The organism is Streptomyces sp. NPDC097640, from assembly GCF_040302705.1.
In the GTDB taxonomy this organism is placed as follows: Bacteria; Actinomycetota; Actinomycetes; order Streptomycetales; family Streptomycetaceae; genus Streptomyces.
In genome coordinates this window covers 14,577-29,483 of sequence record NZ_JBEOSB010000009.1, presented here as the reverse complement: position 1 = coordinate 29,483, position 14,907 = coordinate 14,577, and the positions used below count along the sequence as shown (strand labels likewise).

9 protein-coding genes and 1 pseudogene are annotated in these 14,907 nt (G+C 69.7%); 3 read left to right on the top strand and 7 right to left on the bottom strand.

All coding sequences use genetic code 11. From position 1 onward, the window contains the following. Positions 1 to 35: 35 nt before the first annotated feature. The gene (locus ABTY62_RS15780) at positions 36 to 2,312 is read left to right on the top strand and encodes a glycoside hydrolase family 43 protein (protein WP_352129968.1); all 2,277 of its coding nucleotides are present in this window, start codon (positions 36 to 38) and stop codon (positions 2,310 to 2,312) included. 204 nt (positions 2,313 to 2,516) lie between these two features. On the opposite strand, the gene ABTY62_RS15775 is transcribed toward ABTY62_RS15780, so the two are convergent. Together ABTY62_RS15775 and ABTY62_RS15770 are read right to left on the bottom strand one after the other, a co-directional pair. Beyond that, positions 2,517 to 7,094, bottom strand: coding sequence for a phosphorylase family protein (locus ABTY62_RS15775; protein WP_352129967.1), 4,578 nt, complete (start codon positions 7,092 to 7,094; stop codon positions 2,517 to 2,519). Between the two features lie 103 nt (positions 7,095 to 7,197). Continuing rightward, positions 7,198 to 7,761, bottom strand: a pseudogene (locus ABTY62_RS15770) (serine hydrolase domain-containing protein); the annotation flags it as partial. Positions 7,762 to 8,204: 443 nt separating this feature from the next. Between ABTY62_RS15770 and ABTY62_RS15765 the strand changes: the two are divergent. Further along, positions 8,205 to 9,854: an allantoin permease gene (locus tag ABTY62_RS15765; protein WP_352129966.1), complete on the top strand. Its 1,650-nt coding sequence runs from the start codon at positions 8,205 to 8,207 to the stop codon at positions 9,852 to 9,854. 47 nt (positions 9,855 to 9,901) lie between these two features. Here the strand turns inward: ABTY62_RS15765 and ABTY62_RS15760 are convergent, their stop codons facing one another. Further along, on the bottom strand, positions 9,902 to 10,258 hold the full coding sequence (locus tag ABTY62_RS15760) for a DoxX family protein (protein ID WP_352129965.1): 357 nt from the start codon (positions 10,256 to 10,258) through the stop codon (positions 9,902 to 9,904). Between the two features lie 254 nt (positions 10,259 to 10,512). Then, positions 10,513 to 11,442, bottom strand: coding sequence for an NADP-dependent oxidoreductase (locus tag ABTY62_RS15755; protein WP_352129964.1), 930 nt, complete (start codon positions 11,440 to 11,442; stop codon positions 10,513 to 10,515). Positions 11,443 to 11,531: 89 nt separating this feature from the next. Between ABTY62_RS15755 and ABTY62_RS15750 the strand changes: the two genes are divergently transcribed. Then, positions 11,532 to 11,903 carry a winged helix-turn-helix transcriptional regulator gene (locus ABTY62_RS15750; RefSeq protein ID WP_352129963.1) on the top strand — a complete coding sequence of 124 codons (372 nt, stop codon included), beginning with the start codon at positions 11,532 to 11,534 and terminating at the stop codon, positions 11,901 to 11,903. Positions 11,904 to 12,112: 209 nt separating this feature from the next. Here the strand turns inward: ABTY62_RS15750 and ABTY62_RS15745 are convergent, their stop codons facing one another. The 3 genes from ABTY62_RS15745 to ABTY62_RS15735 form a co-directional block, all read right to left on the bottom strand. Beyond that, positions 12,113 to 12,454, bottom strand: a complete 342-nt coding sequence (locus ABTY62_RS15745) for a DUF5713 family protein (protein WP_352129962.1) — start codon at positions 12,452 to 12,454, stop codon at positions 12,113 to 12,115. An 85-nt stretch (positions 12,455 to 12,539) separates the two neighbouring features. Further along, positions 12,540 to 13,280 (bottom strand): class I SAM-dependent methyltransferase, encoded by a 741-nt coding sequence (locus ABTY62_RS15740; RefSeq protein WP_352129961.1) that lies wholly within the window; start codon positions 13,278 to 13,280, stop codon positions 12,540 to 12,542. Between the two features lie 292 nt (positions 13,281 to 13,572). Further along, positions 13,573 to 14,823 carry an RsbRD N-terminal domain-containing protein gene (locus ABTY62_RS15735; RefSeq protein WP_352129960.1) on the bottom strand — a complete coding sequence of 417 codons (1,251 nt, stop codon included), beginning with the start codon at positions 14,821 to 14,823 and terminating at the stop codon, positions 13,573 to 13,575. Positions 14,824 to 14,907: the final 84 nt, after the last annotated feature.

Here is a 14,907-nt window from a genome sequence, read left to right as displayed (position 1 = left end):
GGCATATCCGGTATCCACAAAGGAGAGCTCCCGACATGACATCGAAGTCAGCACGATTCCCCGCGCTCCGGGGCAGACCCGGCGCCGCCCTCCTCGCCCTGCTCATGGTCCTCGGCCTCGGCAGTGCGCATCCCGGACCGGCCGCGGCCGATCCCGCCGATCAGCCCGGGACGTACCAGAACCCCGTGATGGACAACGTCGCGGACGCCTTCTCCGACCCGTCGATCATCCGCGGCAAGGACGGCTACTGGTACGCCTATGCGACCCAGACCAGCATGCGCCGGGACAACCAGGGAGGCCCCTGGGAGTCACAGCACTTCATGCCGATCACCCGCTCGGCCGACCTCGTCAACTGGAGCTACGTCGGTGACGTCTTCGGGCCCGACAACCACCCGGAGTGGCGCGACTTCGCGAGCACCTACTACTGGGCACCCGACATCCGCTACATCAACGGCAAGTACCACCTCTACTACTCGGTCGCCGGCGGCGACAAGAACACCATCGCGCTGGCCACGTCGGACCATCCGGCCGGCCCGTGGAAGGACATCGGTCGCCCCGTGCTGCCGTACGGGACGACGGTCAATCAGATCGATCCGTCGGTGTTCGTCGACTCCGACGGCCAGAAGTACCTCTACTACGGCTCGTTCCGCGACGGCGGAATCCAGGCGGTGCGTCTGAACGAGGAGGGCACCGCGCCGGTCGGCGATCCGGTGCAGGTGGTCGGCGCCCGGCGCGGCGAGGCCGCGTACACGGTGAAGCGCGACGGCTGGTACTACCTGTTCTACTCCGGCCTGGGCTGCTGTGCCCGGGACAAGGGCGCCTATCCGGTGTTCGTCGGGCGGGCCGAGAACCCCATGGGCCCGTTCAAGGACGCCGAGGGCGTCGGCCTGGCCGACCTGCACCCGGGCGGCACGATCGTCAACGCGCCGAACGGCAACAAGTGGGTCGCCACCGGCCATTCGGCGAACCTGGTCGACAAATCGGGCCAGGACTGGATCCTCACCAATGGATTCGACCGCCACGAGAGCGATCCCAACTGGGGCGGACGGCCGAGCGTGATGGACCGGCTCGACTGGATCGACGGCTGGCCGACGGTCCGCGCGGGGGCCTGGACCAGCGAGGACCGGCAGACCGCGCCGACGGGCGCATGGGACGCGGGCAGCACCTTCGAGGACGGCCTCGGCCACTTCGACATCCCCGGACACGGCTCCTGGACCACGGGTTCGGATCCCGACTCGGGACGCTATGCCCGCAGCCGGTCCCGGGCCGCGGTCCCGCAGCTGCTGCTGCCGCGTCGGGCCCCGGACGGCGATGTGAGGATCGAGGCCGACGTCCGGCTGCGCGACGACGAAGGCCGGGTCGGCCTGGTTCTGGCGTCCGCGGGCCCGTCCGACCACGCCGTGGCCTGGCTGGACTCCACCGGCACACTCTCCGTCGAGGTCACCCGGGACCGGAAGGTGGTGCGGAAGCGGACCGCTCGTCTGCACGCGAACGCCGATCCGCGGACCTGGCACTCGCTCACGGCCGAGATCCGCGACGGGGTGGCGCATGTACAGGTCAGCTCGGCCATGCTCGACATGCCGCTGGCCGAACTGACGGTGGACGTGCCCGAGGACTGGCGCCGTGGCGGTGCCGCCTCGACCCGCGGCGCCGGTGAGGTGGACAACGTCGGCGTGACCCGGCTCTACCGGCCGGTGACCGTCAAACAGCCGGACCCCGACATCGGAGCCCGGCTGCCGGAGTACGACGAGGACTTCGACGACAACCAGCTGGACGGCTGGACGTGGTTCGGCCCCGCCGACGGGAAGGTCACCGACGGCCAGTATGTGTGGCCGACGCAGGATGCCGACTTCTCCGGCAAGGGCACCATGGCATCGGCGCTGCTCCGTGACGCTCCGACCGGCACCTACACGGTCGAGACCAAGCTGCACTTCCCGATCACCGACGCCCCCGACGGGCGCAGCCAGGCCGGGATGATCGCCTTCCAGAGCCCGGAGGACTCGATCCATCTGGCCCCGACACGGACCGGTCCGTCACGGCAGGCTTTCCTGTGGATCGGCCGAGACCGTGACAGCTGGCCGGAGATGCAGCTGGGCCCGTCGGCCGACACCATGTGGCTGCGACTGCGCCACACCGTCGATCCGAAGACCGGCGAACACACATTCCAGCCGGCCACGAGCCGGGACGGGAAGCACTACGTCTGGGGTGGGGTCTGGCATCTGCCCGCAGGCTCCGACCCGCGCATCGGCCTCGTCTCCCTGGCCGGCAAGGGCGTGACCGCACGCTTCGACTACGTGCGCTTCTACTCCTGACGCGATCGGTCCCCCGTTCGGCGTCCCGGCGCCGGACGGGGCCGACCAGTCGCAGCGAGTACGCCCTCGGGCGCGCATCCGATGCGCACGCGGACCTCCTTGGCCGCCGCACCAAGGGCAAACCGGTTCTCCTGCCCTGAACCGGCCCGGAATGGCCCGCCATTGCAGGTTCACGTGGGGGCGCCGCGTGTTCGACTCCGGTCCTCAGCTCGGGCTGACGGAGTGTGAGAGGTGCCGGTCAGGCCCCTCAGCTCCCAGTACCCAGCTGAGGTCGTGATCCGTGTGCTCGCGGGACCGGGCGCTGAGCTGGTCGCTGATCCACATCTTGGTGCGCTGCGGCACCCGTGGGTGGGCGACGAGTTCTTCCAGGTCGTGGCGGGTTGTCGGATAGGCCCGGCGGACCGCGCAGCTCACCAGCCCCAAGGCGTACCGCTCCGGAAAAGCCACGTGGCCGGCGTCGCCCTCCGCACCAGGCTCCTTGAGGTGCTCCCACAGTCTCCGGTACACAGCCGGGGAACCGTGGTCGAAGATGCTGTCCATCGCGCCGCGGAGCGCCTTGGCCAGGTGGTTCTCGGCGGCTGGGCCCTGTCGCCCGGCCACGGCCCTGCCGATGACGCGGATCAGCAGCTCGGTGGCGGGTGCCGCGCCGTGTGCGGTGCTGAGCCGGCGCACCAGCTGGCCGAGCCCGCTGATCAGTCCGGCGTCGGTCGGTGGGGCGAAAGCCAGGTCGAGGGCCCTGGTGACGGCGGTGTGGGTGAGAGGGCCGGACTCGCAGGCGGCGTGGAGGAGCGCTTTTCGGGCGGCGTTTCGGGTGCTGGCCGATGTGTCGTTGAGGTGGAGGATGTGTCCCGCGGCGTCGAACACCAGCCCCGAAAGGAAGAGGTCTGCCGTGGGGTACTGGCCGGGTTCGCGCGCGGCGATGGTTCCCACCAGCCCGACAAAGGCCGCCCGGGTCTTCTGATCGGAGAAGATGCCGTACCGCGGAAGGAGCTCGGTCAGGCCGGGCGCGGGGAGAACACCGGCTGACACGGAGCATTCCCAGAGCGTCAGTGCCTGGCGCTGCCGCTTGCCGCTGTTGCCCTCGGCCGTTTCGTCCGCGATCAGTCCGGTGAGGGCCGGGGCCGATGCCCGTAGTGCGCCCAGCACCCGCTCATGGGCGAGGGGTGTCAGCGGGCCGGTGCCCTTCTTGGCCCGGCCGGTGGTGATGGCCTCCAGGAGCACGGTGTCGGCGTCCAGGAGTGACAGGGTCACCAGCAGGCCGATGTGGCGCTCGGTGTGGAGACCGGCGTCGGTGACCGCTCGGTGCAGGGAACGGCGGATGAGGCTCCGGGCGGCTGCGGGGGCGGTCGTCGCCTTCTCGATCCTGTGGACCGCGGTGGGGTGACCGCCGAGCGCGGCCGGCAGCAGGAGCGTCGCCAGGCCGTCCCGGGACAGCCACACGTCGGAGTCGGCGTCCCAGCCGGAGTGTTCCAGGACCTGCCGGACGCGGTGCGGGGGAACGTCCCGGTGGGCGAGGATCCGGCGGGCGACCAGTGCTCGCCGTTTCGAGGGCGTGACCGGCTGGTTTTCGGGACAGGGCAGTGCCTTCAGCATGGCCGCGAGCCTGTGCATGAGAACCGCTGCCGCGGCGCAGTCGCTGCTGAGCAGCGAGGGGAAGACCATGCGGTGCTGGAGCGCGTGCGGCGCTCCGTGGCCGGTCATCTCCAGACAGCGGTCGAGGGTGGTCTCGATGGCCCAGTGTCCGTGCGGCAGCGTGGTCAGGATCGCTGTGACGGCGATGAGTCCGGCATTGCCCACGGTGTCCTGGTCGTCCGCTTCGAGCAGCGCCAACGTATGGTCGAGGCGGTGTGTCCAGGGGTGGGTTCCGGTGTCGGGACGGCCGTCGGCGCCGTCAGTGCCGTCAGTACCGTCGCCCGGGAGCCCGTGGTCATGGGTCCAGGAGGCGGCCACCACCCTGGCCAGGGCTGTTCGGAAGATTTCGACGTCCCCCGACTTCGGCGCGATGCGCACACGCTCGATCCGCTTCTGGACGGCGGCGGCCCACTCCGGCGAGCCCAGTGGTCTCCAGTGCCGCGCCCACAGGGTCATGACACCGGATGCCAGCTGCGCCAACCCCCGGGACAGGGCGAAGTCGAGCACCCCCATGAGACCCCGTTGGGCGGATGCCACATCGAGGTGTGAGGTCAGCACGAGAAGCCGAGGCAGGATGTCGATGCCCACGCTGCCCGTACGGCGCCCGGTCAGTTCCCGGACGCAGCCCCAGTCGGCCAGGGCGGCGTGCACGGCGAGCGAGTTCTGCGCGGCCAGCCGTTCCAGGGCTTCGAGCACGGCCTCTTCCAGACTGGGTTCCTTCCTTTCCCACAGCCCGCGCAGCAGCGGGAGGAGTGCGTCGACGTCCGTGTCGCGTACGGTCGGGGCCAGGACCGCGTACCGCCGGGCGACGCCGTGCGGCGCCGTCGCGAGCAGAGGCTCGACGGGCACCCCCACGGCCGGGTTCCGGGCGGCGACGGCTACCGCGACGGTATGGAGGATCACGGCGTCCGGGTGCGCCGCCATGCGGCTCAGCGTGTCCCGTACCGGGCCGCGATACCGCTCCGGCCCCGCCGCGAGCATGAGGAACTGTTCGAGGATCGCCCCGACGAAGAAGTCATGGGGATGGGAACCGACCCACTCGGCCAGCGACCGCAGCGCTCGCACCCCGGTGAGGCGCAGCAGGCCACGCGCGGCCGCGTACTCGAACATGGTCTGGTGGAAGAAGTGGATACCGTCCGAAGCTCCTCTGGCCAGCACGCCCCGGTCGATCAGCAGATCCATGGCCGCCCCGACGCGGGCCGGTTCGTACGGCCGCGAGGGGCGGGGGGCGGCGTCCGCCGAGGTGAGCCGCTCGACCAGGTCCTCGTGGGACAGCTCGGTCCGGCCGGCCGACATGAGTACGACGGCGATCGCACCGGTGATGGATGAGAGATCCTCCGGCGACGTGGCGCTCTGGTTGCCGTAAACGCGCCGATCGGTGACGATCCGGTGGTCCCAGTAGCGACGGTAGAGGCCGGTGGCGTCGATCTCGGCGCTGGGGAACGCCCCGTCGTCCCGCGCGAGTTCGAACAGCAGCCGCAGCTGGAGGGGGCTTCTGCACACCTCGCGCACCGGCAGTCCGCGGGCGACGGGCTCCATCAGCCTCCGCACCCGTGCCCCGTCGTCCCGGGGCACGGCATCGGGGCAGTAGAGCGCGGCGTGTCCACGGATGGCGTGGGGGATCTCGCCGTCGTCGTAGGGGCCCAGCGACATCCGGACGAAGCCGGTGCGCAGCCGGTTCGCCTCCTCCGGCCGGGAGGTCAGCACCAGGCGGACACCAGCGGCGGCGAGGTCCTCGCACAGGTCGAGCAGCGCCATCTCGTGGAAGTCGTCGTGCAGCAGCAGATCGGCGGTGTCGAGGAGCACGACCGGTGCGCGCCCCCGGGCCCGGGCATGGTCCGTCCCGGACACCACGGTCCGGGAGGTCAGCATGGGGCTTTTGGAGGTGCCGCCCAGGGGGCGCAACAGCCAGGCAGCGTTCACCAGGAAGACCTCGGTGTCCTCCAGCGCGGTCAGGTCCTGGGCGATGCCCCACAGCAGACTGCTCTTGCCGTTCCCGGCGTCCCCGGTCACCAGGATCGCCTGCGGATCGCCGTCGTAGAGGGCCTCCATCACCCGGTCCTGGACGGTGCGCCGCACATACAGCCCGCCGCTGAGCTGCGGCGGGGAGCCGGCGCCGCCGTCCGGCCGAGGAGAGGCCACGACGTCCAGATCGTCCGAGAACCTCCGTGCCCATCGGAGGAGCTGCCGGTGTGCGGCCGACTCGCTGTCCGACGGCCTCCCCTCATCCGGATCAGGTGCCGGTGCCGGTGTTGGTCTTGGTGCCGGCTCTCGTGCCGGTGGTGGTGCCGGCTCCGGTGCCGCCGCCCCTTCCGGGCCCACCTCGTACGCCGGCGCCGGGCCCGTGGGATTTCCCGGCCCGGGTGGGGCCGGATCGCCACCGGGCGGCAGTGCGCGGAGAACGGAGAAGGCGAAGGCGGCGGCATGGCGGGCCGCGCGGGACTGCCAGCCCTGGGCATCGGCGTCGTACTTCTTCCCGTCGGCCCGGTCGCTGATGCCGCGGACGATCAGGGCGGGTAAGGCCGCGTTGAGATGGGCGGCCTGCGCCACACCGGCGCCCTCCATCTCGATGGCTGCGGCGTCCTGGTAGTTCCGGCGCAGTTGCCGGCGCAGGGGCGAGTCCGCCGAGTTGAGGACGACCTCCCCGGCGGCCACCGGCTTGAGGTGGACGGCCGGGAGGGAGGCGCCGGGCGGGCGCTCCCGCAGCGATTCGGTCCATGAACCGGACCTGCGGGCGAAGCGGGCCAGCTGGTCGAGTTCCTGGCGCACCGGCCAGACCCTCGGACGGGAGTGAAACTCGCCGTCCTCGTCCTTTCCACCGTGGTACGCGTACACATGCGTGGCCACGACCACGTCGCCGAGCTCGATATCGCCCTTGAGCGCCCCGGCCACCCCGACGAACGCCACGGCCCGCGGGCGGAACATGGCGATCGCCCGCTCGGTCAGCACGGCCGCCCCCTGGTTGCCGTCGCCGAGTTCGGCAAGCGCCACACGCCATGACGTACCGGCGAGTCGGCCGACCTCGAACAGGGTGCCGGACGCGTGCATGCGCGGCAGCAGATCGACCAGATGTGCCCGAACGGCCTCGTACTCCACGTCCAGCGCGGTCAGCACGACGAGTGAGTCGCTGTGATGTCCGGTGCTCTCCACGTTTCCCCCTGGCGGCCCCGGGTCCACCGTGCGGCCCGCAGGCGAAATGCTACCGTCCAGCGGATTCCTGGGATCGCGCCGAGGGCAGGCGCCGGGCTCCGGCTCACCGGCAGAACTCCGCGATGACGGCGGCGTCCTCCAGCTTCTGCTCGCCCCAGTCACCGTTGCGGTTCATCGTCATCGCGTGCCGCCCGTCACCGGAGACGACCGTGCGGGTTCCCGAGCCGGGGATCATGCCGCCGTGTCCCCAGGCCCAGCAGTCGCCGTCGCGATCGCCGTCGCCGTCGCCATCGCCGTCGAGCTTGAAGCGGCGTATGCCGAGGCCGTACAGGTCGTCCTCACCGCCATGCCCCTTGTCCCCCGCTACGGACACGGCCGTGAGCAGTCGGCGCTGCTGTGCGGCGGGCAGCAGCTCGCCTCTGAGGAGCCGTGTCATGAACGAGTTCACATCGTCGACCGTGGAGATGATCTGGCCGGCCGAGAAGGCCACCGTGGGGCTGAACTCCGTCACATCGCGCACCTTCGCGTCCGGTCCCTCCTCGATGAGCGTGGAGTAGTGCCTGGCATGCGGGTCGGGCAGGACGGGGGAGGTGTCCGGGACGCTGGTGCCGCGCAGGCCCAGCGGCTTGATGAGGTACTGCTCGACAGCCGCCTTGTACGTGCCGCCAGTTTCTCGCTCCTCCCGTCCGCGGACCGGGCAACCCTGCTCGGCCTGCTACGACAGCTCAACGGGGAGTGCCCTGCCCAACCTGACCGTGAAGACGGTTAGTTGACGTCGAGGACAGTGCCCGGAAGGCACGCAGTTTCCGGTGCACGATGCGTCGAAGGACGGCTTGGCCTACCAACGAGGACCCCGGCGTGAGCGGAAGACCCCTTCAGCGGTCGGCGGTGCCCGCGCCGTGAGCCACCGGAAACATTGCGTTCATGACAAGAGGAAACCGACGGTAACAACTGCGTCCTAGCGTGATCGGCCGAGGGATCAGAGTCGTATACAGGGCCGCCGGAACGACTCATGACGCCCGTCGAGGCTCCCCCGTCCTGTCGATGACGCCACGCGGGGCTCTCCACCGCATCGCAGCACCGGCACCCCGCACCACCGGGAGGCGCGACATGAGCACCACCGAGTCACCGCTGAAAACGACTGGCGCGACAAAGGCCGCCGCTGACCAAGCGGTCCAGGAGACGCTGGAGGACTACACCCTCCGTTTCGCGCCCCGCAGTTACCGCCGCTGGACCCCGATGGTCGTCGCCACCACCGCACTCGGCGGCATCGCCTACATGGCCGACTTCTCCATCGGCGCCGGCATCGGGCTGGCGCACGGCACGGGCAACGCGCTGGTGGCAATCGCGGTAGCCGCTGTGGTCATCTTCATCACCGGCTTCCCGCTCGCCTACTACGGCGCCCGCTACAACATCGACCTGGACCTGATCACGCGCGGCTCCGGCTTCGGCTACTACGGCTCGGTGCTGACCAGTGTCATCTTCGCCAGCTTCACCTTCATCTTCTTCGCCCTCGAAGGCTCGATCATGGCTCAGGGCCTCAAGCTCGGCCTCGGGCTCCCGCTGTGGCTGGGCTATCTCGTCTCCACGCTCATGGTCATCCCCCTCGTCATCTACGGCATGAAAGCCCTCAGCAAGCTCCAGGTGTGGACCACCCCGATCTGGCTGCTGCTCATGGTCGGCCCGCTGGTCTACCTGGTCACCACCGACCCCGGCACGGTCGACCGCTTCCTCACCTACACCGGCACTGAAGGCGACGGCAGCGTCAACACCGCCTCCGTACTCCTCGGCGCGGGCGTGTGCCTCTCCCTCATCGCCCAGATCGGCGAGCAGATCGACTACCTGCGTTTCATGCCGCCCAAGACCGAGGCCAACAAGCGCAGTTGGTGGACGGCCGTGATCATGGCCGGCCCCGGCTGGGTGGTGCTCGGCGCGCTGAAGCAGGCCATCGGCGTCTTCCTCGCCGTGTACATCCTCGCCAAGGTCGGCCCGGCCGCCGCGACCGAGCCGATCCAGCAGTTCCGTGGCGCGTTCGACGCGATGATGCCGTCCTGGATGGTCATCCCGCTGGCCGTGGCCCTGGTGGTCATCAGCCAGATCAAGATCAACGTGACGAACGCGTACTCCGGTTCGCTGGCGTGGACGAACTCCTTCACCCGCGTCACCAAGCACTATCCGGGCCGCATGGTATTCGTCCTGGTCAACCTGGGCTTCGCGCTGGCCCTGATGGAAGCCGACATGTTCAGCTTCCTCAACGACATCCTGGGCTTCTACTCGAACTGCGCCATCGCCTGGGTCGTCACCGTCGCCACCGACATCGGAATCAACAAGTACCTGCTGAAGCTCTCCCCGCTTCAGCCGGAGTTCCGCCGCGGCATGCTGTACGCCGTCAACCCGGTCGGCGTCGTGGCGTTCGCCGCAGCCTCCGGACTGTCGATCGCCATGTACTTCCACGTCCTCGGCGACACCCTCCAGCCGTACTCCCCGGTCGCCGCGGCGGTGATCGCCTTCGTCCTGACCCCGCTGATGGCGTTCGTCACCAAGGGCAGGTACTACCTGCGCCGCACCGACGACGGCATCGCCGAGCCTCTCCTGGACACCGACGGCAACCCGAGCGCACTTACCCTCGACTGCCACGTCTGCCACCAGCCCTACGAACGCCCCGACCTGACCGCCTGCGCCACCCACGACGCGGCCGTCTGTTCACTGTGCCTGAGCACGGACAAGGTCGGCGATCATGTGCTGCCGGCCACCGCATAGCACCCGGCGGCCAGGGGGCGCTTGGCATAGCTGCTGGGCCCAGCGGGTTACCAGGGGCCGTGGTCGACCAGTCCCAGAGCCAGGATGGCTGCCGCGGTGGACAGGAACACGATCCCGCCCACGATGTTGCGGGAGCCTACCCGCAGGTGGGCGATGATCGCGCCGATGAAGTACAGCACGAGGCCGGTGGCAGCGAGGGTTCCCAGGAGCGGAACGGCGAGCCCGGCCAGCAGCCCCACGGTGCCCGCCGCCAGCAGCATGCCCAGTACCGGAACCCACTTCCTGGGTATGCCCTTCATGTCCGCCTGGGTCTTGGGGTATTCGTGACCGATCAAGTAGGTGACGGCGGCGGCGCCGTTGAAGACCGCGCCGAGGATGGTGACCGTGACGTAGGTGGCGTACACGAATTATCCGCTTCTGTAGAGAATGTTACTGCTGGGCATTCCGGAACGGGATGCCGTTCTCCAGAAGGACGAGCAGGCGACTCGATTTGTGACATCGCTTGGCAGCCGGGCGTGCCAGCAGTGTTGAGGTGTCCGCAAAACGCCAACCGTGAGCCGCAGCCCTGACCGACGCTACCGGCGGGAACGGCATCCGAGAGTGCGTGGGGCCGGCGCCCTTTCTCATCCAGCGCCTGGCGCGAGGCCCCACGACGGGATCAGACGGTGAGGACGAGCTTGCCCTGGAGGTGACCGCCGTCGAGCAGCCGGTGCGCGTCGGCGACGCGCTCGAACGGGAACGTCTCCTGCACGTGGACCCGGAGCCTGCCCTGTTCGACGAGTTCGGCGAGACCTCGCAGGGCGACCGGATCGGGGTCGACCGCGATGCCGCTGAAGCGCATGCCGGCCGCCTCGTACTTGGCGGCGAGCTCCGAATCCTCCTCGGCGACCGCCGTCACCAGGTGACCGCCTGGGCGGAGTACTTCGAGCGACCGCTCGACGGTGTCGCCGCCGATCGTGTCGAGCACGACGTCGATGTCGCGGACCGCCCCAGTGAAGTCGACCGCCGTGTAGTCGATCACCTCGTCGGCACCGAACCCCTCGACGAACTTCCGCTTGCTCCCGCCGGCGGTCGCGATCACGTGCGCGCCGAGCGCCTTCGCGATCTGGATCGCGACGTGGCCGACGCCGCCACCACCGCCGTGGACCAGGACGCGGTCGCCCTCGGTCACGCCGCCGAGGTCGACGAGGCCCTGCCACGCCGTCAGCCCGGCGATCGGCAGCGCCGACGCCTCGACGTGCGAGAGCGACGCCGGCTTGCGTGCCAGGTGCAACGCCGGCGCCGACACGACCTCGGCGTACGCGCTCGCCGCCCGCGGGAACAGTGGCATCCCGAACACCTCGTCGCCGGGCCTGAACCGCCACGTCTGCGGCGCCTCCTCGACCACGCCGCTGATGTCCCAGCCGAGGATGAACGGCGGCCGGCCGATCAGCGGGAACTCGCCGGCGCGCAGGCGCGCCTCCAGCGGGTTCAGCCCGATCGCCCTGACGCGGACGAGAACCTCGGCCGGGAGGGGCCGGGGCTCGGGCGCGTCCACGATGGTGAGCACCTCGGGGCCGCCGAGTGTCTGCTGGGTGATGACTCGCATGGCTCTCCTGGCTTGGGAGGGGGAGAAAACCCAGGCTAGGTTTCCGATAGGAACCATCAGGTACCTTGGGCGCAGGTACCTTTGGCGCCATGCGCGGTTTCGGTCCCGGTGATCCCTTTCTCGCCGACTGTCCGGCGCGTCTGGCGGTCGAGCTGATCGCCGACAAGTGGACGGTGGTCGTGCTCTACGGCCTCAGCAAGGGCCCGGTGCGCCATGGCGAGCTGATCGAGCTGATCGGCGGCATCTCCCGCAAGATGCTCACCCAGACGCTCCGACGGCTCGAGGCCCACGGACTCGTCCGCCGCCACACCTACGCCGAGGCGCCGCCCCGCGTCGAGTACGAGCTCACCCCGCTCGGGGCGACGCTGATCGATCCGATCCACATGCTGACCGAGTGGGCGAGGACGAACGGCGACGCAGTGCTCGATGCGCTCGACGCAGATCGTCTTGCTCGTGGGTGATCACGTCCCGTGGGGCGCGGTGATCTGACGTACGGCCAGTGGGCCCGGCTGGAGCCGTTGCTGCCGCAGGAGAGCGACTACCGCGAGCGTCACGCGGTACCGCGCCGTGGCAACGAGGTATGACAAGCTCGCCGTCCGCTACGAAGCGACCGTGCTGATCGCAGCCCTCAGCGAAAGGCGCTGACCTGTGGCAGCTTCCCGGTCGTTGCTCACCAATCCCGGGTGGCGATCATCTCCTCTACGTCCGCGTCGGTGAACCCATAGGCCGATGCGACAAACCAGAAGTCCTCGGCAATCTCCTCCCGCGCGACCGTCTCGATCTCACTTCCGGCTGCCTCGAACTCCGCCTCCAGCAGGTTGAACTCCTCCGTCGCGGCCTGAGTGAGCACATACAGCGCTGCCAGATCCGCAGGCCGCTCAGCCTCGATCCGCTCGCACAGCCGCAGCAGGATCGCCCTGCCCTTGTCGACGACGTGATCGGGAAAGTAGCTATCCGAGTAGAGCTGCCGCAGAAACGCATGCCCTGCTGCCCGCTCGTTTGTGATCGACATGACGCTCCCCCGTCTCCGTGAAAGAACCGATGCGCCGATCATGCAACACACCACTGACAGGGCGAAGGTCGTTCGACCTCCGCCCTCACGGGAGCTCGGCTGCGACGATCAAGAAGTTGGGGAGGTGGACGTAGCTCTCGATGCCAGGTTCGCTGTCCGCTGTCTCCCGCGCGATGCCGGGTTCGAGGCCCGGCTCGGCGATCTCGCGTAGTCGGCATCCGAGCGCGGCCAGTTCGTTGAGGTAGGCCGAGATCGGCCGGTGGAAGTCGGTTGCGTGGGTGAGGGGGATCTCGTACTCCTCCAGGTACCGCCTCAGGCGGTACTCCCCGTGTTTGCGCCAGGTGGCCAGCAGTTGCTCGAAGGCGGGGTGGTTGACGGAGAAAAGGAACAGCCCGCCAGGTCGCAGGGCCTGCACGCAGGCTCGCATGGCGGGCTTCCAGTCGGGGATGGCGGGTAGCACCATGCTGCAGACGACGGCGTCGTACCCGCTGCCCAGGTCTGGTATCCGGGTCAGGTCGGCCTGGATGTAGTGGATGCCCTGCTGGAGGGCAAGCTCCTTCTCCTGGTTGTAGGCGAACATCGCGTCGGTGGGCTCGACGCCGGTGACGTGGGCGCCGCGAGTGGCCAGCATGCGGCTGAAGTAGCCCTGGCCGCATCCGGCGTCCAGGACGCACCGGCCCCGCACGTCACCGAGCATGCGCAGCAGCACCGGGTTGATCAGATGGCGTTTGGCGAAGTCGCCGTCAGGCTCCATCGCCTCCATCGCCTCGCGGGGCATCGTGTTCCACTGCTGGATGGAAACTTCGTTCGTCGGATGTGTGGTCACTCGCGGGAGCGTATTCCGGTTGGCGGCGCGGCTTCGTTCCTTTTTGGCGGTGTTCGGGGCGGACGTATGCCTCACCGGTGGCCAGGGCGGCTCAGCCCGCGCTGCCGGCCCGGGCCCGGGCCTTGGGGAGCCGCCGCAGGCCGGTCAGCAGCCGCTCGCGGACCGGGCGTCGCTCCGATCATGCGCGCGATCCGCGCGGATGTCGAGCAGCCGCAGACCTGACCCCGAGTTGCGCCGTTTCCCCACCGTCAGGCCGGTGACCAGGAGATACGCAGATGTCCGGCTGGAGCGGCTAGGGGCCGCAACGTCGCGCCAGGAGCGCCGCGTTGAGGTGGTGCAGGTCTGTCGGGCGGTGCGGGGAGAGCCCGGTGAGTTCGGTGATACGGCGGATCCGGTAGGCCACGGTGTTCGGGTGCACATGCAGTGACGTGGCGGCGGCAGTGCGGTCCAGGTTCTCGCGGAGATAGGTCTCCAGGGTGGTCAGGAGCACCGGCTTGTGGTCGAGCGGGGCCAGGAGCAGGGCGAGTCTGTCGCGGGCCTCGCCGGGGCGGCTCAGCTGGTATTCGAGGAGGACGTTGGCGAGGCGGTAGAGACCGGGAGGTCGCCCTGTGCGGAGCACGAGTTCCACGATGTCGGTGTTCTGGGAAACCGCCGAGGGGACGGTGGCCGGGTCGGCGGGGTCGGCCGTGGCGGCCGCCGCGGTGATGGGCGCGCCCGCCGCCTTCGCACAGGCGGCGACGAGTCCGCGCAGCTCGTCCCAGGGCGGTGGTGCCGGGACGGGGACCAGGGCGGTGCCGCCCGTCGCGTCGAGGTCGGTCATCACCGGCTGTCCGGCATAACGGTCGAGCACGACCCGGACCCTGCGGATCTTGCGGCGCGCGGCGATCGCCGCACCCGGGGCACGGCCGTGGTCCGTCTCGTCCGGGTGTGGGGCGAGGAACAGGACGAGCGTCACGTACCAGTCGGCGGGGCGCAGGGCGCCGCGCCGTCCTGAGTGGTCCCCGACGGGTTCGCCCGCGAGGAGCGCGGCCATCAGGGCGTGCCGCCCGCCGTCCTCCTGGCTGTCGATGAGCTGCCGCGTCTCCAGGTAGGCGGCGCTGACGGCCGAGGTCAACTGTCGCTGTGTGCACAGCAGATGACGCTGCAACTCAAGGATGTCGGCCACGTCGCCGGGCCGGGCGCCGGCGGTCAGCTCCTCAGCGATCATGGCGACGCCAAGGTGGTACGCGGTGATGATCGCGTCCAGCGGCACCCCCTCCTCGGCTCGCTGTGCGGCCGACTCCCGCTGCCGGTCGAGCGCGGCGTCGGCGGCGGGCCGCCGCCGCTCCAGGACGTCGGCGAAGAGCCGGACGCTGTGTTGCACGATGTCCGCGACGTCGCCCGCGACCGCCTCGCGCGGGAGTTCGGTGTAGGTGGGGAGTTCGCTGAGCAGCCGCTCCAGGACCCGCTGGGAGAGGCGCGGGGCGCGGGCGCGCAGCAAGGGGGCGAGGGGGCGGCCGCCGATGCGGAGGTCGTGTGTGGTCCCGGTTTTGTCGCCCGTCACAAAGGGCCTCCGCGAAGTCTGCCGTACTCGCCAGTTAACGAACGTTGGCCAAGTCTGCATGATGTCCCGCGATGCAAGAACAGG